We start from the raw sequence: 19,949 nt of genomic DNA, 5'->3' as shown, positions 1-19,949 counted from the left end.
CTCAAATTTTGAAATGCGGATAAAAACTCTGTAACAATTCTGAAACAGAATTCAGTACATATATTTCCGCATAGTACATATTAATTACTTTTATGAATTGCTCCAGCAATATGACCATAGATACCAACCGTCCGCCCATTATCCAGTCTTTACTGGATACAGATTTATATAAATTCACCATGCTTCAGGTAGTATTGCATCAATTCCCTCAGGCAACCGGTGTCTATGAGTTTCGTTGCCGTAACAATCATGAAACAGCCTACCCGCTTGGTGAAATTTTAGAAGAACTTGACTGGGAGCTTGACCGACTATGCCAGATGAAATTCACTGAAGATGAATTGCAATATTTGCGCAGCCTGCGCTTTATTAAAAGTGATTTCGTCGACTATATGGAGCTGTTTCAGCTAAAACGACGTTTTATCAAAACATCTGTGGATGATAATCAATACCTGAATATCCGCATTGAAGGACCGATTATTCAGGCAATGTTTTTCGAAATATTTGTGCTGTCTATTGTTAACGAATTGTACTTTCATCGGCTAGAATCTCCGGAAATACTGGCAGAGGGAGAGCGTCGTCTGCAAGCAAAGGCCGAACTGATTCATCACTATGCTAATGAACAGCACCATTACAACTCTCCTTTTGTTGTTTCCGATTTTGGTACCCGGAGACGTTATCGTTATTCATGGCAAAAGCATGTGATTAAAACCCTTCATGAGGCGGCTCCCGGCGTTTTCAGAGGAACCAGCAATGTACATATCGCCAAAGAACTTAATCTGATACCGATTGGCACTATGGCTCATGAATTTTTGCAGGCTTTTCAGGCTTTAGATGTCCGATTACGTGATTTTCAAAAAGCGGCACTGGAAGCTTGGGTACATGAGTATCGTGGTGATTTGGGTATTGCCTTAACAGATGTAGTCGGTATGGATGCATTTTTGTGTGATTTCGATCTGTATTTTGCCAAATTATTTGATGGACTGCGCCACGATAGCGGTGATCCGTATATCTGGGGTGAAAAAGCCTATGCCCATTATCAGAAACTCAAAATAGATACCCGTACCAAAATGCTGACTTTCAGCGACAGTCTGGATTTACAACGCGCGTGGGATTTATATATTCATTTTAACAGCCGTTTCAAAACCAGCTTTGGTATCGGCACTAATTTTACCAATGATATGGGCTTAACCCCGTTGAATATCGTATTAAAACTTGTTGAATGTAATGGCCAGTCTGTGGCCAAAATATCGGATTCGCCAGGTAAAACCATGACAGACAACAGCACTTTTCTGGCTTATTTACGTCAGGTTTTCAATATAACCGACAAAATTTCTGTTAAACCGGATTAAACTTATACATTTCGCGCAAAATCTGCTTTAAATAAGCTAAATTATTTAATCCAACAATTATCAGCAACTAAAATAAATAAAGATTACAAGCAGGAATATATAAATTATATGAATAACAGCAACAATATCAGCACAGTAGCAATGCGTCTGGATAAATGGCTTTGGGCTGCAAGATTCTTTAAAACCCGCGCACTGGCACAAAAACACATTGAACTGGGACGGGTACAGGTCAACGGCGCCAAAGTCAAAAACAGTAAGAATATTCAGATTGGTGATACCATTGATTTAACTCTAAATTCTCTTCCTTACAAAATTCAGGTAAAACGATTAAATCATATGCGCCGCCCTGCTCCTGAAGCCCGTTTACTTTATAGCGAAGACAACAACAGCATCGCTAAGCGTGAAGAGATTAAGGCTTTAAATCAGGCAAGTCAGATAACTGCTGCATATCCGGACGGCAGACCCACCAAACGTGATCGCAGAGCACTTGATAAAATAAAAAAACACTGGCAGGAATAAATCCTTAACCTTAATAGGTAATAATATTCAGATTCTAAAATACATTAAAATTTATAACGATTAAATATAATTATATTTTAATCATTTAGCATATAATTATTCGGACTGAGATGACTATTTTTAACAAAATTATTTTTCTTTAAGGCTTTAGATACCATTTCTTTATTTAGCGGTACATGCAACACAGGAACTTGCGATTTCAATTGTTTGAATAAGGGTAATTTATTTATAAAATAATGTACCTTAAAACTCATGTCTTTTTTCCCCTCTACCATCATAAGTTTTTTATCCTGTATGTCTGCATACAGCACAATAACCGGTAATTTCAGATATCCTATACCATACTCCAATTCTTCTTTTACCCCTCTGGACTGAAAAGTATTTTCACTCAAAAACAAAATTATATTATCAGCTTTGTCCAGACGCTCTTTAATACGTGGTTTTAACACACTGTCCCAGTCGCTACCGTCACGGACATCATATTTTTTATGATGAATATCATTAAAAGGAAAAAGTTCATCCTTAAATTTCCATGTTCTTAACTGATTATAATAATAATAGTCCTTCTGAGCTAAAGCACCCGCAGATAGCTCATTGAACGGTTCTTCAACATGAAAAATACTGTAATTATGCGCCATATTTCTTCCCTGATTTAGTTTTTTCTAATGAATAAAATAGCAATATTACAGATATTACAATAAAACAAAACAAAAACCCACAAAAATAATTATATAATACAAATAGATAGTACAAATAGATAAATCAAGCAATGCAAAATAATCCACTAAAAAACCCGTATCCTCATGGATACGGGCTGTTTTGGACATTATTTAAAACTTATTTAACTGAAGATGCTGCTTCATGGGTCACTTCAGATAAAGTAGGATGAGCGTGAACAATTCGGGTAATATCTTCGCTGGAAGCTTTGAAATCCATTGCCATAACGGCTTCGGCAATCAGTTCTGATGCAACAGGTCCAATAATATGCACACCCAGTACACGATCAGTATCTGCATCAGCCAGAATTTTCACAAATCCCTTAGCCTGACCCATACCCAGGGCGCGGCCGTTGGCAGCAAAGCTGGACTGACCCTTTTTGTATTTTACACCGGCAGCTTTTAGCTGTTCTTCGGTCTGACCAACCCATGCAATTTCCGGATGAGTATACATGGCTGCAGGAATAGTGTTCATATCTACAAAAGGTTTCTGACCGGCAATTCGTTCAGCCACAGCAACGCCTTCAGCGGAAGCTTTATGCGCCAGCATCGGACCACGAACCACGTCACCAATTGCCCAGATATTTGGCAAACTGGTGCGGCATTCATCATCAACGATAATAAAGCCACGTTCATCTTTCTGCAGACCAACAGCTTCAGCATTCAGACCGTTAGTATTGGGAACACGTCCGATAGCAATAACCAGTTTATCAAAAGTTTCAGTTTTTTCTTCGCCAGCAATTGTATATTTAACAGTGACATTGTTTTCACCTTTAACAATTTCATTAACTGTTACACCAAGGTGAATATTAAGACCTTGTTCTTTAGTGAAGATTTTGAAGGCTTCCTTCGCTACCTGCTGATCTGCTGCAGCAAGGAATGTCGGCATTGCTTCCAGAATAGTCACCTCTGAACCGAGACGATTCCAAACAGAACCCATTTCAAGCCCGATGACACCGGAACCAATCATGCCCAGTTTAGCCGGTACCGCTTCCAGATTCAGCGCACCTTCATTATCCAGTACATTAACATTGTCGATTTCAGTTAAAGGCAGCGGGCGAGGTAAAGATCCTGTCGCCACAATTACATGTTTGGCAGTTATCTGTTGCTTGTTACCATTAGTATCAACTTCAATCTGCCATAAACCATCAGCCTGCCCTTGCAGAGAACCCCGGCCAAAAATACTTTCTACTTTATCTTTTTTAAACAGAAAACCGATACCATTAGTCAGTTTACTTACAATGGCATCTTTACGTTCAATCATTTTTCTGGCATCAAAGCCTTTAACCTGAACATCAATACCATGTTCGGCAAATTCAGTTTGCGCTGCATGGTAATTTTCACTGGTCTGTAATAAAGCTTTAGAAGGAATACAGCCAACATTCAGACAGGTACCGCCCAATGCCGGTGCATCACCCTGTTTATTCAAGCCGGCATCAATACAAGCAGTTTTAAAACCCAGTTCAGCTGCACGAATAGCAGCGACATAACCACCAGGACCTGCACCAATTACCACAACGTCAAATTGAGACATTAAAATTCCTTTCAATCATGAATATTTCTGACTGATAAAATAAACCGTAATGCGGCACAAACGCCATTTGATAATGTGTGGCGGCCATCATTACGGTTGTTATTATTGCCTGCCAGATAAAAATACTAACTATAGCAGCCAGTTTATTTGCTTACAGTTCAAGCAACAGACGGGCAGGATCTTCCAGAGCATCCTTAATAGCTACCAGAGTCAGTACGGCTTCACGTCCATCTATCAAACGGTGGTCGTAAGAAAGAGCCAGATACATCATCGGACGTACAACAACCTGACCATTTTCTACTACAGCACGTTCCTTAGTCGCATGCATGCCTAAAATAGCAGACTGAGGAGGATTAATAATCGGTGTAGACATCATAGAGCCGAAAGTCCCGCCATTGGTAATACTGAAGGTACCACCAGTCAGATCTTCCAGAGCCAGCTTACCGTCTTTCGCTTTAACTGCATAATCATGAATAGCCTGTTCGATATCGGCAATGCTCATCTGATCTGCATCACGCAGAATCGGTACTACCAGACCGCGCGGGCTGCCAATCGCGATACCAATATCAAAATAACCATGATATACAACATCAGTACCATCAATAGAAGCATTAACAACCGGATATTTTTTCAATGCGGCAACAGCAGCTTTAACAAAGAAAGACATAAAGCCCAGTTTAACACCATACTCTTTCTGGAACTGTTCTTTATAACGGTTACGTAAATCCATAACCGGCTTCATGTTCACTTCATTAAATGTTGTCAGAATAGCATTTTCGTGCTGTGACTGTAATAAACGCTCAGCAACACGAGAACGCAGACGTGACATAGGTACACGCTGTTCCACCCGTTCACCGGCTGTAGAAGGTGCAGAGGCTTTACCGGTTGCCATAACCGGAGCAGTAGCCAGAGCTGAAGCAGCAGCGGCAACATCCTCTTTAAGTACACGTCCGTCACGGCCTGAACCCTGAATATTAGCAGTATTCACACCTTTTTCTGCAGCCAGTTTGGCAGCAGCAGGCATTGCAACACCAGCCTGAGACTGATTAGCCGGAGCGGCAGTCTGAGTTGCAGCAGCTGCCGGAGCAGTTTCAGCAGCGGCTGCTTCTGGAGCAGCGGCTTCAGCAGTAGCTGAAGTATCGATTTTTGCCAGTAACTGACCGGCAGTTACGGTAGCACCATCTGCTTCAATGATTTCAACCAGTTTACCTGCCTGCTGAGCCGGTAATTCCAGTACAACTTTATCTGTTTCCAGATCAATCAGGTTTTCGTCACGCTGTACGAAATCACCCACTTTTTTATTCCAGGTCATCAGGGTAGCTTCGGTCACACTTTCCGGAAGCATAGGAACGGTTACATCAATAATCATGGATTACTCCTAAAAAAAGGGTATCGGCCACCACTACAGTGGCCAGTTATTCATAACAGATTCGGATTACTTCAAGTCCAACGCATCATCAACCAGCTGTTTAAGCTGGGCAACGTGTTTACTCATGTAACCCACTGCTGGTGAGGCACTAGCCGGACGGCCTGCAAAAATAACCTTTTGCTTGCTACCAGCAATCTTTTCAATGCGATGGCGAATCTGGAACCAGGCACCCTGATTTCTCGGTTCTTCCTGAGCCCAAAGAATTTCAGTTGCATTAGGATAACGGCTCAGTTCAGCAGCCAGCTGTTCGTACGGGAACGGATATAACTGTTCTACGCGGATAATCGCAATGTCTTTACCCAGATCACGTTCAAGACGTGCTTTATTGATATCGTAGTAAACCTGTCCGGCACACAAAATCACACGCTTAACACTATTTTCATTACCTTCAACCTGATCGCCGATAACCGGGCGGAAAGTGTGGCCTTCAGTAAAGTCACTGAGCTGGCTCATGGATTCATTAAAGCGCAGCAGACGTTTAGACATGAAAATAACCAGTGGTTTACGGTATGGACGTAATACCTGACGGCGCAGCAGGTGGAACATCTGAGAAGCCTCAGACGGCATGACAATCTGAATATTCTCTTCAGAACATAATTGCAGCCAGCGTTCCAGACGACCAGAAGAGTGTTCCGGACCCTGACCATCATAACCATGCGGCAGAATAACCGTCAGACCGCATAAACGCCCCCATTTGGTTTCACCGGAAGTGACAAACTGGTCAATGGCAACCTGAGCACCATTGGCAAAGTCGCCAAACTGCCCTTCCCAGATAACCAGCTGGTCAGGCGCACTGCAGGCAAATCCGTATTCATAAGCCAATACAGCTTCTTCATTCAGAATAGAATCAATTACTAAGAAAGAAGCCTGATTTTCGCTCAGATTACGCAATGGTACATAAGCCCCGGCATCACTTTTTTCACGTTTCTGATCGTGCAGTACTGCATGACGGTGTGAGAAAGTACCACGACCGGAGTCCTCGCCGGAAATGCGTACACCATTACCATTAGTTACCAGACTGGCATAAGCCAGAGTTTCTGCCATACCCCAGTCTACCGGCTGCGTACCTTCTGCCATCGCCATACGACCGGCCAGCATTTTTTTCACCGTATTATGCGGAGTAAACCCTTCCGGCAATGCAGTAAATTTTTCAGCAAGACGTTTAATATCAGCAGCAGGAATACCGGTTTCAACCGGATGATTCCAGTGGGTACCCATATAAGGTGTCCAGTCTACTGCATACTTATGGTTATAATCAGTCAGAGTAGTCTGCTCAACATGCTCACCTTTATCCAGTGCATCACGGTAAGCCTGAATCAGTCCCTCAGCCTGTTCTTTGGTAATGACATTTTCACTTACCAGACGATCAGAATACAGAGAACGAGTGCCCGGATGCTGATGAATTTTGTTATACATCATTGGCTGAGTCAGCATCGGATCATCACCCTCGTTGTGACCCAGTTTACGGAAGCAGACAATATCCACCATCACGTCTTTACCGAAAGACTTACGGTAATCCATTGCCAGACCCATTACATAGCTAACAGCTTCAGGATCATCACCGTTCACATGGAAAATCGGCGCATCAACCATTTTAGCCAGATCTGTGCAGTAAACTGTAGAACGAGTGTCACGTAAATCAGAAGTCGTAAAACCAATCTGATTATTGATAACAATATGGATAGTACCGCCGGTAGTATAGCCGCGGGTTTGTGACAGATTGAAATTAGCCTGATTGACACCCAGACCAATAAATGCAGAATCACCATGAATCAATACCGGCAATACCGCATTACGACCGGATTCACCGCGGCGTTTCTGCCGCGCACGTACTGCCCCTTCGACAACTGGGTTAACAATTTCCAGATGAGAAGGATTGAAAGCCAGTGAAACGTGTAAAGGCCCGTTACCTGTAGCCAGATCAGAAGTGAAACCCATATGGTATTTCACATCACCACTTGGCAGAGTAGTTGTATATTTACCTTCAAATTCGCTGAATAAATCACGGGGTTCTTTACCCAGAATATTTACCAGCACATTCAGGCGGCCGCGATGTGCCATGCCAATCATAACCTCTTCAACACCCTGACTACCACAGTGCTGAATCAGATAATCAAGGGCGACAATTGTACTTTCACCACCTTCAAGCGAAAAGCGTTTCTGACCGACATAACGGGTGTGCAAATAGCGTTCAAGCGTTTCAGCCGCAGTCAGCTGTTTCAGAATGCGACGTTTGTGTTCAGGCGTATAACTGGAAACTGATAAATCTTTTTCCACCCGCTCCTGCACCCAGTTACGTTCATCCGGCCGGGTAATGTGCATATACTCCACACCCACGGTGCCACAATAAGTCTGATCCAGGCGGTTAATAATTTCAGATAAAGGCAGTTTAGGACTGCTTCCAAAATCGCTGCCGATATAAAATTTAGTAGACATATCTGCTGCAGTCAGCCCGTATTGCGCCGGATCAAGTTCAGCCAGATATTCTTTAGGACGGCGTTTTAACGGATCCAGGTTTGCATTACGCGCACCGAGAATACGATAAGCATTCATCAGATTTAATACTGATACCTGCTTTTGCAATACATTTAAATCAACACTACCCTGAGTAGCAGCATGCTGTCTGGACAGATTAACAAAAGATTCCTGAATCGGTAATTGCGGTATATCCTTGGCAACATAGCCCGGTAATGCAGCTACTTTGTCAAAATAATCTTTCCAGTATTCGTCAACTGAATCACGATCCTTTAGGTAGCTCTCGTAAAGCTCCTCAATGTAAGGAGCATTGGCACCATATAAATAAGAAAGATTGGTTTGTTCTTCCATCATGGTAAAAATCCTTTTTACCTCAAACTAATAAAACAGGAATATCACTATCCCCTACCAATAAAGAATCGATTGCCGATTCCAGATTACCGCATATCAACATACCGATTCCAGATCACCACGCATAAGCATGGTGATGAAGCATCAGTATGCTTCAGGCAGCAATAAAGCTGCCTGAATACATAAATAACTAGCGTTTATCCACCGGGAGATAATCGCGCCGACCGGAGCCTGTATACAGCTGACGCGGGCGACCGATTTTCTGATTCGGATCAGCTATCATTTCGTGCCAGTGTGATACCCAGCCTACTGTACGTGCCAGTGCAAACAGCACGGTAAACATAGTTACCGGAATACCTAAAGCACTCAGCACAATACCGGAGTAAAAATCCACGTTCGGATAAAGCTTGCGTTCAACAAAATAAGGATCTTCAAGCGCAATTTTTTCCAGAGCCATTGCCAGCTTGAATTTAGGGCTATCATGCAATCCCAGTTCTTTTAACACTTCATCACATGTCTGCTTCATGATTTTGGCACGCGGATCCATATTTTTGTACACGCGATGTCCAAAACCCATCAGACGATAACGCTTTTCTTTAACTCCCTGCATAAATTCTTCAACGCGGGACACATCACCAATTTCATCCAGCATTTTCAATACAGCTTCATTGGCACCACCATGAGCAGGTCCCCACAGGCAGGCAATCCCGGCAGCAATACATGCAAACGGATTGGCCCCGGAAGAGCCGGCAATGCGTACTGTAGAAGTAGATGCATTCTGCTCATGATCCGCATGCAAAATGAAAATCCGGTCTAAAGCACGTTCCAGCACAGGATTAACAACATAATCCTCAGTTGGTTTAGCAAACATCATATGCAGGAAATTACCGGTATAAGTCAGATTGTTCCGCGGATAATTAAATGGCAATCCTTTTGAGTAGCGGTAACACATAGCTGCGAGAGTCGGAATCTTGGCAATCATGCGGTATTCCGCAATTCGGCGGTGTTCAGGATTATTGATATCCAGACTGTCCTGATAGAATGCAGCCAGTGCACCTACTACCCCGACCATCATTGACATCGGATGAGCATCACGACGAAAACCCCTGAAAAACCAGGTTAATTGTTCATGCACCATATTATGGCGCAAAACACCCAGTTCAAATTTCTGCTTTTCGACTGCATCAGGTAATTCACCATATACCAGCAGATAGCATGTTTCCAGATAATCACTGTGTTCAGCCAGCTGCTCAATAGGATATCCCCGATAATATAACTGCCCCTTTTCACCATCAATGAAAGTGATTTTGGATTCGCAGGATGCGGTTGAAGTAAACCCGGGATCAAACATAAATGTCCCGGTTTCACCATACAGTTTACGAATGTCCACTACATCCGGACCCAAACTGCCAGACAAAACCGGCATCTCAAAAGGCTCTTGCCCCTCAATGCTCAGTATAGCTTTCTTAGTCATCCATAACTCCTTAATTTTCAATTTTTCTATTTAAATAAACTAAACTTAAATACATTAACAAAAGCAATGTATTTACAGCTACTGAGCCTGCCTGATTTTAGCCAGAACAGACTCAAATTCAGAGTCAGTGCAACCCTCAGACTGATTGATTAACGCCAGAATTTCCGGATCAGGCAAATCCATTAATGCCACAAACACAGCTAACTCTTTGTTAGATAACTGATCAAAAGCATGAATCATAAACCGGCCCAGAATAATATCCAGCTCGAGTAAACCGCGTCGGGTTAGCCAGCGTATGCGGCGTTTGGCATTATCATCAAAATCCTGCATCAGATAGCTCTTCTCAACATTAAATCTTTAATCTTACCGATAGCACGAGTCGGATTCAGATGTTTAGGGCAAACATCCACACAGTTCATGATCGTATGACAACGGAACAGACGGTAAGGATCATTCAGATTGTCCAGACGTTCATTGGTGCGCGTATCACGAGTATCAGCAATAAAGCGGTAAGCATTCAGCAAACCTGAAGGACCAACAAATTTGTCAGGATTCCACCAGAAAGAAGGACATGAAGTAGAACAGCAGGCGCACAGAATACATTCATATAAACCATCCAGCTCTTTACGCTCAGCCTGTGACTGCAGACGTTCACGTGTCGGAGCAGCTGTATCATTGATCACATAGGGTTTAATTGAATGGTATTGATTGAAGAACTGAGTAAAATCAACAATCAGATCACGGATAACCGGCAAAGCAGGTAACGGTTTTAACACTATCGGCTGTTTCAGACTGCGAATATCAGTCAGACATGCCAGACCATTTTTACCATTAATATTCATACCATCAGAACCGCAAATACCTTCGCGGCAGGAACGGCGGAATGACAAACTGTCATCCTGCGCTTTAAGTTTAATCAGCGCATCCAACAGCTTTACATCAGTCGGTTCAATTTCGATTTCATAATCTTTCATGTACGGCTTATCATCCACATCGGGATTATAGCGGTACACCTGGAAGCGGATTTTTTCCATCTTGATAGTTCCTTAGTAAACGCGTTCAGCTGGTTTTATGTATTCCACACTCAGAGGTTTAGTGTGTACTGGTTTATATTCCAGATGCTGATCTTCAGCGTAGTACAATGTGTGTTTCATCCAGTTTTCATCATCACGGTTCGGATGATCATCGGAAGCATGTGCTCCGCGTGATTCTTTACGTGCCTCAGCAGAAACCAGGGTCGCCTGAGCCACTTCAATCAGATTATCCAGCTCCAGCGCTTCCAGCCGTGCAGTATTCCAAACCTTACTCTTATCGTGAATCTGGGTTTTGGCTACACGTTCGGCAATTTCATTGATTTTTTCAATTCCTTCTTTCAGCAGAGCATCTGTACGGAATACCCCGGCATGTGACTGTACACACCGCTGCAAATCATTACGTACTTCAGATACCTCTTCACCATTAGTCTGATTTTCCAGACGGCTCAGACGTGCAAGTGTTTTTTCACCAACATCTGCCGGCAACTCACGATGTGCTACCTGCTTTTTGATGTAGTCAATCATATGATCGCCGGCTGCTTTCCCGAACACCACAAGGTCAAGTAAAGAATTGGTACCCAGACGGTTTGCACCATGCACTGAAGCACATGCACATTCACCTGCTGCATAGAAACCGGGAACCGGAGCTTCCAGATCATCACCTTTGGCCATTACCACCTGACCATGATAATTAGTAGGAATACCGCCCATCATATAGTGGCAGGTCGGAACCACCGGAATCGGATCTTTAATTGGATCCACACCGGCAAATTGAATGGAAATCTCGCGGATACCTGGCAGTTTTTCCATAATTTTTTCTGCGCCAAGATGGTCCACTTTCAGCAGTACATGGTCTTTATTTTTACCTACACCACGGCCTTCATGAATTTCAATAGCCATTGCACGGGACACCACATCACGACAGGCCAGATCTTTTACAGTTGGCGCATAACGTTCCATAAAACGCTCGCCTTCACTGTTGAGCAGAATACCGCCTTCACCACGCACACCTTCAGTAATCAGCACCCCGGCACCCGCCACACCAGTAGGATGGAATTGCCAGAACTCCATGTCTTCCAGAGGAATGCCTGCACGGGCAGCCATACCCAGACCATCACCAGTATTCATATAGGCATTGGTAGAAGAAGCATAGATACGTCCGGCACCGCCAGTAGCAAAAAGTACAGCCTTTGCATGCAAAATGAAAACTTCACCCGTTTCCATTTCCATTGCAATAACCCCAATTACCACACCTTCTGAATCCCGAATCAGATCCAAAGCAGCCCATTCCACAAAAAACTGAGTTTCTGCAAGCACATTTTGCTGATATAAGGTATGCAGCATTGCATGACCGGTACGGTCTGCCACTGCACAGGCACGTTCTACAGCACGTTTACCAAACTCAGCAGTATGTCCGCCAAACGGGCGCTGATAAATTTTGCCGGATTCAACCCGGTCAAACGGCATACCCATATGTTCAAGTTCAACTACAGCATCAGGAGCGCGGCGTGTCATGAATTCGATTGCATCCTGATCACCCAGCCAGTCGGAACCTTTAACGGTATCGTACATATGCCAGTTCCAATGGTCTTCCTGTACATTACCCAGCGAAGCAGAAATCCCGCCCTGGGCAGCTACCGTATGAGAACGGGTTGGAAAAACCTTAGACAGCACTACTGTATTTAAACCTGCTTTAGATAATTGCAGAGCGGCACGAAGCCCTGCACCACCGCCGCCTACGATTACGGCATCAAAACGACGTACCGGCAAACTCTTGGGCATATTCATGCTACCCCCCAAATCACTTTAACAGAATAAATCAGACAGCCAACCAGCCACAGGATAGTGGCAACATGCAAAAACAGGCGCAAACCTGCTGGTTTGATATAGTCCATCCACAAATCACGTATACCAACCCATGCATGCAATACCAGTGCCAGCACAAAAATCTGTGTTATCAGACGAACCCACGTCTGAGCAAAGAAACACTGCCATTCCTGATAACTATGCGGTAGACAGATAATCATAATTAAAAACAAGACTGAGTACACCAGCATGATTACTGCCGTGATACGCTGCATAATCCAATCGCGCAGACCATAGTGCGCGCCGGCTAATTTACGATCAATCATGATAACAAGCACGCTCCATAAATAATAACGGACAATACAATTGCACAAATAACCACCGCTTTAGCCGAAGCGCGTGCCGTTTTTAGTTCTGTACCTTTATGAATATCCATAAACAAAAAACGTACACCGGCCAGACTGTGGTAAACATATGCCAGCAAAAGAACAAAAAGAATGCACTTCACCAAAGGATGATGCACAAGCTCCTGATAAGTATTGAACGCAGATTCATGGGAAAGCGTACCTGAAAACAGCCATAAAAACAGCGGAATACAGATAAATAGCGCGATACCACTAAAACGATGAAAAATAGACACAAGACCCGGAATGGGTAATCGTATCTTTTGTATATCCAGATACACTGGCCTTTCTTTTTGCATCGGTGACTCCTCTTGTATTATTAGAAGATATAAACTCAAAACCAGCGGACAAAGCCGCACCCAACCGAAATTTACTGCAATTGACCCAGTTTTTAACAAACAGGCAACATTACTACACACCAATTATTTACAATACCGGTATCAGTACTCAGCAGAGCTGCCACTTAATTGCAAAGACTGATTTCCAAGTTGTAAATAACGCCGGCGCCATTCATAAGGAACACCGTCGACACTTTGGCTCAAACGCCCGATACAAAGGGCATGCGAAGCCATATCTGCCTTCAACAGTCTGGCAATCTCAGGACGCAGAACTGTCTGCCAAAGCCATTGTCGCGAAGTATCCATCAAAACATCATACTCAAGCAACAAAAAAGCATAAAAACTACGGCGGCGGCGCATAAAACGTACATTTAAATCCTGCAATAACGCAACAGGTAAAAATAATTCATCCACCGCCACTTCAATATAACCGGTACGCCATAGCAGCATAATTTTCCATACCGGTTCTGCGATTTTTATACCTAACTGCATAGCAGTTTCTTCATCCGCAACAGCAACAGTCACACTCAGAACTTCAGCTACCGGCCAAACCTGCTCAGTTTTAGCTTGTTGCAATACCGGAATTTCAGTAAAAGGATAATATCCCCAGTCCCAGTTTTGCTGGGTAACAAAGGTTCCTACCCCCTGATAACGCTGCAGAATACCCCGCGCGGCCAGTTCACTCAGACCTTTACGCACGGTTCCCTGACTTACATTCCACTGCCTGGCCAGATCCCATTCACTAGGCAAAGGCTGACCAGGCTTGAAATCACCATCAGCAAGCAAATGAAAAACCCGCTGCATTACAGACTGGTATAAAGGAATGTGTCTTTTAAGCGAACTGATTTTAAATCTATTGTACGACATTTCAAACTCATGTAAATAAAGTCTTATATAAGACATAAGATAACACAGAAAAACTCACTTAATATTCTCAAAAAAGCATCAATCTATTACTTCAATTAATTTAATTTTGAAAATAATTTTGCTATCATACAGCCCAAATTCTTGTAGTACAGACATATTAAATACCTTTAAGACAAGAAAAAATATTTATAGTCGTGTTTTTATTTTAAGAGGATATGTTATGAAAAAACCTGTACGCATTGCCGTGACGGGTGCTACCGGTCAGATTGGTTATGCTTTACTGTTCCGGATTGCCAGCGGTGATATGCTGGGAGCTGATACTCCGGTTATCCTGCAATTGCTTGATTTGCCTCAGTCGCAAACTGCTGCCCAGGGGGTAATGATGGAATTACAGGATTGCGCATTTCCCCTGCTCACCGATATGTTTGCGACTCATGATCCTGAAGTGGCATTCAAAGATGCAGATATAGCTATCCTCGTCGGTGCACGTCCGCGCAGTAAAGGTATGGAACGCAGCGACTTATTACAGGCCAATGCCGAAATCTTCAAAACACAGGGTGCAGCACTGAATAAAGTGGCCAGCCGCGATGTGAAAGTCCTTGTTGTAGGTAATCCTGCCAATACCAATGCTTATATCGCCATGAAGTCTGCCCCTGATTTACCGGCAAAAAATTTTACCGCACTGATGCGTCTGGATCAGAACCGCGCACTTAGTCAGCTGGCAGAAAAAATTAATAAACCAGTAAGCAAAATAAAACAGCTGTGTGTATGGGGAAATCACAGTCCTACCATGTACACTGATTACCGCTTTGCCCGGATAGATAATGAAAACGTAGCAGAAATGATTAATGATCAGGACTGGTATGTAAAAGAGTATTTGCCTAAAGTAGGCAAACGCGGATCAGCCATCATTGAAGCCCGTGGTCTGTCTTCTGCTGCCAGTGCCGCCAATGCAATTATCGATCAGATTCATGACTGGGTAATCGGCAGTAATGGAGAATGGGTTACTATGGGCGTACCCTCAGACGGTTCTTATGGCATCCCGGAAGAAATAGTATTCGGCTTTCCCATGACTTGTGAAAATGGCGAGTACACTATTGTCCAGGATTTACCTATTGATGAATTCAGTCAGCAGCGTATTAATCAGACACTGGCTGAACTTGAAGAAGAAAAAGCAGAAGTGAGCAGCTTACTTTAAATACTGAAAATATCTCTGGCCGGCCTGAAACATCAGACCGGCTTTTTTATCACCTGTTTGTATTAATGCTGATTAATACAAGATAGATTTAAATACAAATATCAGCAATATTAGCGAACTAATTACTATCAACACCAGTGCCAGACAGTTTACCCAGTATCCGAGCGTCTGTTTTTGCTGCCTTCCGAGTAAATACTTAAGCAAAACACCCAATAACATTACAAAAAGAAACAGACGCAGCAAACGGCCTATCATTTATTTTCCAAAACACGTTATATCTGTGCAAACCAGACAAAGTCGTTATAATGCCAGTTTTCTATTCTTTTAACTAATCCTATGAAAGAAATAGACAGCATTGGCATTGTAACCCCGCAAAAGTGGTCTTTTGACAGCCCGCTCACCCTGCAAAACGGTTGTATTCTGCCCCGGTTTGAATTAATGATTGAAACCTACGGCACACTTAATGCAGACAAAAGTAATGCGGTATTAATATGTCATGCATTGTCAGGAAATCACCATGTAGCGGGTTACCATAGTAAAAATGATAAACACCCCGGCTGGTGGGATAATATGATTGGTCCGGGAAAACCTGTTGATACCAATCGTTTTTTTGTTGTCGGCTTAAATAATCTGGGCGGCTGTCACGGCAGCACCGGTCCGTTGAGTATCAATCCGGACACAGGAAAAGCTTACGGTGCTGATTTTCCGATGGTAACTGTAAAAGACTGGGTAGAAAGTCAGTCTATGCTGGCCGACCGCTTCGGCATTGATAAATGGGCTGCGGTTATGGGCGGAAGTCTGGGCGGAATGCAGGCATTACAATGGGCAATCGACAAACCGCAACGCCTGAGACATGCATTGATTATTGCCTCAGCTCCACGATTATCTACCCAAAATATTGCCTTTAATGATGTAGCCAGACAAGCCATTCTTACCGATCCGGATTTTTGTCAGGGACAATACGCGCAACAGCAGAAAATTCCGCGACGAGGTTTGCGTATCGCTCGTATGATGGGACACATTACCTATCTGGCAGAAGACGGATTGGGTAAAAAATTCGGGCGCCAGATGCGACAACCAAACTACCAGTATGATTACAACGTTGAATTTGAAGTTGAATCCTATCTTCGCTATCAGGGCGATAAATTCGCTGAAGTGTTCGATGCCAATAGCTATTTACTGATGACAAAAGCACTTGATTATTTTGATCCGGCGCGTGATTATGATGGTAATCTGGTAGCCGCAGTATCGGCAATTCAGGCCAGAATACTGATAGCCAGCTTCAGCAGCGACTGGCGTTTTTCACCCAGACGCTCACAGGAATTACTGGATGCTTTGGTAGCAGCCAACAAACCCGTGCAATATATTGCCCTTAAATCAGCTCACGGACATGATGCCTTTTTAATGGAAGATGCTGATTATCAGGCGGCTATCCGCATTTATTTCAACAATATTGCCACTGAACTAACACAATGAACATATCATCAGTACCACTGCGTGATGACCTGCAGATGATTTTCGACTGGATTACACCCAATAGTCGTGTACTGGATTTAGGCTGCGGAGACGGAGAACTGCTGGCCGCACTAGTCAAACACAAAAATTGTCAGGGATATGGATTAGAAATTAATACCAATAGCGTATTAGCTGCTATGCAACGTGGCATCAACGTAATACAGGCTGATCTGGAAGCCGGTTTGCAACATTTTAATGATAACAGCTTTGACATCATCGTTTTGAGTCAAACCATTCAGTCTATGCAAAATACGGAAAACATCCTGCAGGAAATGAAACGAGTCGCCGCAGAAGCTATTGTCACCTTTCCCAATTTCGGCTACTGGCGCAACCGCCTGCAAATCGCACTGGGCGGACATATGCCGGTATCCGAACGGATGCCCTATCAATGGTATAACACCCCGAACATTCATTGGTGCACCCTTCAGGATTTTGATAAATTATGTGCCAAAAATCATTTAAAAATTTTGCAACGTGCGGTGATGAGTGGAAATAAACGCATTTCTCTTTGGCCAAACTTGCTTGGTAGTCTGGCCTTTTATCGCGTAGGCTGATCATCACACAGTTAAAGTATACCGGCTGGTATCCGGTATACTTTAACAACATTATCCATTTACACACTAAAAACGCACAAATCATATTCAGCATAAATCAGCTAATCTGATTGATAATTACCAATCCATTTATCTATATAGTATTCTTATATAGCCACAAAAAAATTTTCTTAACTAATTTAGGCAATATTCCCGTCAAGTCTGTTTATTCATTGTGCTGCGCTAATGCGATTTACGCTTATTTATGCGAAAATTAGCCATTTTCCTATTTATCAGATCAACATGAAATTACATCAACTAGTTGCAGCTGAAGTTGAACAAGCATTCAGTGCAAACGGGCTCACAGACCAGCCAATTATTCTGCAACCAGCCAAAAATCGTGACTTTGGCGATTATCAGATTAACGGCGTCATGGGTGCCGCCAAAAAAACCAGACAAAACCCTCGCGAACTGGCACAAAAAGTTGCCAATGCATTACAGCAGAACTCACTGATTGCCATGGCAGAAGTTGCCGGCCCTGGTTTTATTAACTTAAAACTTCGCCCTGAAAAACTGGCACAATATATTAAGGACTCATTACAGGATGAGCATCTGGGCATTGCCAGAAATAACAAGCCACAAACAATAGTTATAGATTACTCCTCACCCAATCTGGCTAAAGAAATGCACGTAGGTCATTTACGCTCCAGCATCATAGGAGACAGCCTCAACCGGGTACTTACTTTTCTCGGACATAAAGTTATTGCCCAAAATCATGTAGGTGACTGGGGCACACAATTTGGTATGCTGGTCGCCTACCTGATAGAACAACAGCAAAACGGGCGTGCAGATCTCGAACTGGCGGATTTAGAACAATTCTATCGTAATGCCAAAGTACGCTTTGATGAAGATAAAAACTTTGCCGACACAGCACGTGATTACGTAGTTAAACTTCAAAGCGGAGATGCCAGCGTACTGGCATTGTGGCAACAGTTTGTACAGACCTCTTTGCAACATGCTCAGGCGGTCTATAAAAAACTTGGCCTAAAACTCTTACCAGCCGATGTAACCGGCGAGTCATTTTACAATGACCAATTACAATCAACAGTGAATGAACTTCTTGCCAAAGGTATTGCCGTTAACAGTGATGGCACTAAAGTTGTTTTTCTGGATGAATTTAAAAATCAGGATAATGAACCGGCAGCATTTATTATTCAGAAAAAAGATGGCGGATTCCTGTATGCCAGCACCGATTTAGCCTGCCTGCGTTACCGGATCAACACCTTGCACGGCAACAGATTGTTATATGTTGTGGATGCGCGCCAAAGCCTGCACTTTGATGAATTATTTACAGTTGCCCGTAAAGCCGGCTGGCTGCCTGATACCGTGCATGCGGAACATGTACCTTTCGGTACCATGATGGGTAAAGACGGCAAACCATTTAAAACCCGTAGCGGTGACACAGTAAAATTAATGGATTTACTAAACGAAGCTGTAACACGTGCATCTGCTCTGGTTGCCAGCAAAAATCCTGAACTGAGCGCCGATGAAATCGCGCATATAGGTGAAGTCGTAGGCATAGGAGCCGTAAAATATGCAGATTTAAGCAAAAATCGTACCAGTGATTACATATTCGACTGGGACAGCATGCTCTCTTTCGAAGGTAATACTGCTCCTTACTTACAATATGCCTATACTCGTGTACAAAGTGTTTTTCGCAAAGCAGGTACCTGGGATAACAATGCTGCGATCACTCTGAACGAAGCCATGGAACAGCAACTGGCTGTAGAATTACTTAAATTTGAAGATGTTCTGAATAGTGTTGCCAATACCTCTTATCCGCACTATCTCGCCGCTTATCTGTATCAGATTGCTACCCTGTTCAGCCGCTTTTATGAAGCCTGCCCGATACTGAAAGCAGACGAAGCCACTCGCAATAGCCGGTTGCAACTCACCAGCCTTACCGGCAAAACCTTACAACAAGGTCTGGCATTATTAGGTATAGATACTCTTGAAACCATGTAACTAATACAAACATATCAGCAAAAAATGCACCATTTAAATTTATATAATGGTGCATTTTTTATTTCCACTGACAAATAAGCTCAAAATCAGTCAGATAACCTGTTTTTTACCTATTGATAAATATCATTTATCCGTAAATCATACCTTACGCATAAACTATATATCTGCATAAATACCTGTCAATAAAAGCTTACAACAGAATATATAGAATTAATTTAACTACGAATTCAGGTAAATTCGAATATCATACTAAAGATAATTATACTTAAAATACAAAATTGAAAGCAGATAAAACAAATTTCTAAATAGTTTTTAGTTAGTGTTCAGACACACTGAGTAGAAATAAAAAAAGATATCTTAGCTTACAAGATATCTTTAAAAT

General features: G+C 42.9%; 17 protein-coding genes. 6 read left to right on the top strand and 11 right to left on the bottom strand.

Translation table 11 applies throughout. The annotated features are described in order from the left end of the window. Positions 1–110: 110 nt before the first annotated feature. On the top strand, positions 111–1,349 hold the full coding sequence (gene pncB, locus H3U73_RS03160) for a nicotinate phosphoribosyltransferase (protein ID WP_025330876.1): 1,239 nt from the start codon (positions 111–113) through the stop codon (positions 1,347–1,349). Between the two features lie 108 nt (positions 1,350–1,457). Next, the gene (locus tag H3U73_RS03155) at positions 1,458–1,868 is read left to right on the top strand and encodes an RNA-binding S4 domain-containing protein (protein WP_096765525.1); all 411 of its coding nucleotides are present in this window, start codon (positions 1,458–1,460) and stop codon (positions 1,866–1,868) included. Between the two features lie 77 nt (positions 1,869–1,945). On the opposite strand, the gene H3U73_RS03150 is transcribed toward H3U73_RS03155, so the two are convergent. The 11 genes from H3U73_RS03150 to H3U73_RS03100 all read right to left on the bottom strand — a co-directional run bounded on the left by H3U73_RS03150 (position 1,946) and on the right by H3U73_RS03100 (position 14,296). Continuing rightward, on the bottom strand, positions 1,946–2,506 hold the full coding sequence (locus H3U73_RS03150) for a toll/interleukin-1 receptor domain-containing protein (RefSeq protein ID WP_037395175.1): 561 nt from the start codon (positions 2,504–2,506) through the stop codon (positions 1,946–1,948). 199 nt (positions 2,507–2,705) lie between these two features. Beyond that, the gene (lpdA, locus tag H3U73_RS03145; protein WP_084551264.1) at positions 2,706–4,118 is read right to left on the bottom strand and encodes a dihydrolipoyl dehydrogenase; all 1,413 of its coding nucleotides are present in this window, start codon (positions 4,116–4,118) and stop codon (positions 2,706–2,708) included. Between the two features lie 151 nt (positions 4,119–4,269). Then, positions 4,270–5,487, bottom strand: a complete 1,218-nt coding sequence (gene odhB, locus H3U73_RS03140; protein ID WP_084551266.1) for a 2-oxoglutarate dehydrogenase complex dihydrolipoyllysine-residue succinyltransferase — start codon at positions 5,485–5,487, stop codon at positions 4,270–4,272. Positions 5,488–5,553: 66 nt separating this feature from the next. After that, on the bottom strand, positions 5,554–8,376 hold the full coding sequence (locus H3U73_RS03135) for a 2-oxoglutarate dehydrogenase E1 component (RefSeq protein ID WP_198190028.1): 2,823 nt from the start codon (positions 8,374–8,376) through the stop codon (positions 5,554–5,556). Between the two features lie 187 nt (positions 8,377–8,563). Continuing rightward, entirely contained in the window at positions 8,564–9,847 is a 1,284-nt protein-coding gene (gene gltA, locus H3U73_RS03130; protein WP_037476469.1) for a citrate synthase, read from the bottom strand. A gap of 78 nt (positions 9,848–9,925) precedes the next feature. Beyond that, complete coding sequence (locus H3U73_RS03125; protein WP_084551270.1) at positions 9,926–10,177, bottom strand: succinate dehydrogenase assembly factor 2; 252 nt, start codon at positions 10,175–10,177, stop codon at positions 9,926–9,928. Continuing rightward, entirely contained in the window at positions 10,177–10,881 is a 705-nt protein-coding gene (locus tag H3U73_RS03120) for a succinate dehydrogenase iron-sulfur subunit (protein WP_198190027.1), read from the bottom strand. The genes H3U73_RS03125 and H3U73_RS03120 overlap by 1 nt, the downstream gene beginning before the upstream one ends. Before the next feature lie 12 nt (positions 10,882–10,893). Next, positions 10,894–12,663: a succinate dehydrogenase flavoprotein subunit gene (gene sdhA, locus H3U73_RS03115; RefSeq protein ID WP_084551291.1), complete on the bottom strand. Its 1,770-nt coding sequence runs from the start codon at positions 12,661–12,663 to the stop codon at positions 10,894–10,896. A 2-nt stretch (positions 12,664–12,665) separates the two neighbouring features. Beyond that, entirely contained in the window at positions 12,666–13,013 is a 348-nt protein-coding gene (gene sdhD / locus H3U73_RS03110) for a succinate dehydrogenase, hydrophobic membrane anchor protein (protein WP_025330885.1), read from the bottom strand. Continuing rightward, positions 13,010–13,390, bottom strand: coding sequence for a succinate dehydrogenase, cytochrome b556 subunit (gene sdhC, locus H3U73_RS03105; protein WP_025330886.1), 381 nt, complete (start codon positions 13,388–13,390; stop codon positions 13,010–13,012). The genes sdhD and sdhC overlap by 4 nt, the downstream gene beginning before the upstream one ends. A gap of 141 nt (positions 13,391–13,531) precedes the next feature. Next, the gene (locus H3U73_RS03100; RefSeq protein ID WP_172397395.1) at positions 13,532–14,296 is read right to left on the bottom strand and encodes a GntR family transcriptional regulator; all 765 of its coding nucleotides are present in this window, start codon (positions 14,294–14,296) and stop codon (positions 13,532–13,534) included. A 220-nt stretch (positions 14,297–14,516) separates the two neighbouring features. On the opposite strand from H3U73_RS03100, the gene H3U73_RS03095 reads away from it, so the two are divergent. The 4 genes from H3U73_RS03095 to argS all read left to right on the top strand — a co-directional run bounded on the left by H3U73_RS03095 (position 14,517) and on the right by argS (position 19,567). After that, the gene (locus tag H3U73_RS03095; protein ID WP_025330888.1) at positions 14,517–15,494 is read left to right on the top strand and encodes a malate dehydrogenase; all 978 of its coding nucleotides are present in this window, start codon (positions 14,517–14,519) and stop codon (positions 15,492–15,494) included. Between the two features lie 336 nt (positions 15,495–15,830). Then, on the top strand, positions 15,831–16,970 hold the full coding sequence (locus H3U73_RS03090; RefSeq protein ID WP_198190026.1) for a homoserine O-acetyltransferase: 1,140 nt from the start codon (positions 15,831–15,833) through the stop codon (positions 16,968–16,970). Then, positions 16,967–17,563 carry a methionine biosynthesis protein MetW gene (metW, locus tag H3U73_RS03085; protein ID WP_025330891.1) on the top strand — a complete coding sequence of 199 codons (597 nt, stop codon included), beginning with the start codon at positions 16,967–16,969 and terminating at the stop codon, positions 17,561–17,563. Before H3U73_RS03090 ends, metW begins: the two co-directional genes overlap by 4 nt. A gap of 282 nt (positions 17,564–17,845) precedes the next feature. Continuing rightward, positions 17,846–19,567, top strand: coding sequence for an arginine--tRNA ligase (argS, locus tag H3U73_RS03080; protein WP_198190025.1), 1,722 nt, complete (start codon positions 17,846–17,848; stop codon positions 19,565–19,567). Positions 19,568–19,949: the final 382 nt, after the last annotated feature.

Source organism: Snodgrassella sp. W8124, from assembly GCF_016100875.1.
GTDB lineage: Bacteria > Pseudomonadota > Gammaproteobacteria > Burkholderiales > Neisseriaceae > Snodgrassella > Snodgrassella alvi.
Note: the sequence above shows the minus strand (reverse complement) of the source record. Positions and strands in the feature narration are given on the sequence as shown.

Bases quoted from the DNA above. Each gene is read 5' to 3' on its own strand.
- H3U73_RS03100 (WP_172397395.1), bottom strand. From the start codon at position 14,296: ATGTCGTACAATAGATTTAAAATCAGTTCGCTTAAAAGACACATTCCT.
- sdhA (WP_084551291.1), bottom strand. From the start codon at position 12,663: ATGCCCAAGAGTTTGCCGGTACGTCGTTTTGATGCCGTAATCGTAGGC.
- H3U73_RS03150 (WP_037395175.1), bottom strand. From the start codon at position 2,506: ATGGCGCATAATTACAGTATTTTTCATGTTGAAGAACCGTTCAATGAG.
- H3U73_RS03095 (WP_025330888.1), top strand. From the start codon at position 14,517: ATGAAAAAACCTGTACGCATTGCCGTGACGGGTGCTACCGGTCAGATT.
- argS (WP_198190025.1), top strand. From the start codon at position 17,846: ATGAAATTACATCAACTAGTTGCAGCTGAAGTTGAACAAGCATTCAGT.
- pncB (WP_025330876.1), top strand. From the start codon at position 111: ATGACCATAGATACCAACCGTCCGCCCATTATCCAGTCTTTACTGGAT.
- sdhD (WP_025330885.1), bottom strand. From the start codon at position 13,013: ATGATTGATCGTAAATTAGCCGGCGCGCACTATGGTCTGCGCGATTGG.
- H3U73_RS03135 (WP_198190028.1), bottom strand. From the start codon at position 8,376: ATGATGGAAGAACAAACCAATCTTTCTTATTTATATGGTGCCAATGCT.
- H3U73_RS03090 (WP_198190026.1), top strand. From the start codon at position 15,831: ATGAAAGAAATAGACAGCATTGGCATTGTAACCCCGCAAAAGTGGTCT.
- gltA (WP_037476469.1), bottom strand. From the start codon at position 9,847: ATGACTAAGAAAGCTATACTGAGCATTGAGGGGCAAGAGCCTTTTGAG.
- H3U73_RS03120 (WP_198190027.1), bottom strand. From the start codon at position 10,881: ATGGAAAAAATCCGCTTCCAGGTGTACCGCTATAATCCCGATGTGGAT.
- H3U73_RS03155 (WP_096765525.1), top strand. From the start codon at position 1,458: ATGAATAACAGCAACAATATCAGCACAGTAGCAATGCGTCTGGATAAA.
- metW (WP_025330891.1), top strand. From the start codon at position 16,967: ATGAACATATCATCAGTACCACTGCGTGATGACCTGCAGATGATTTTC.
- sdhC (WP_025330886.1), bottom strand. From the start codon at position 13,390: ATGCAAAAAGAAAGGCCAGTGTATCTGGATATACAAAAGATACGATTA.
- odhB (WP_084551266.1), bottom strand. From the start codon at position 5,487: ATGATTATTGATGTAACCGTTCCTATGCTTCCGGAAAGTGTGACCGAA.
- H3U73_RS03125 (WP_084551270.1), bottom strand. From the start codon at position 10,177: ATGCAGGATTTTGATGATAATGCCAAACGCCGCATACGCTGGCTAACC.
- lpdA (WP_084551264.1), bottom strand. From the start codon at position 4,118: ATGTCTCAATTTGACGTTGTGGTAATTGGTGCAGGTCCTGGTGGTTAT.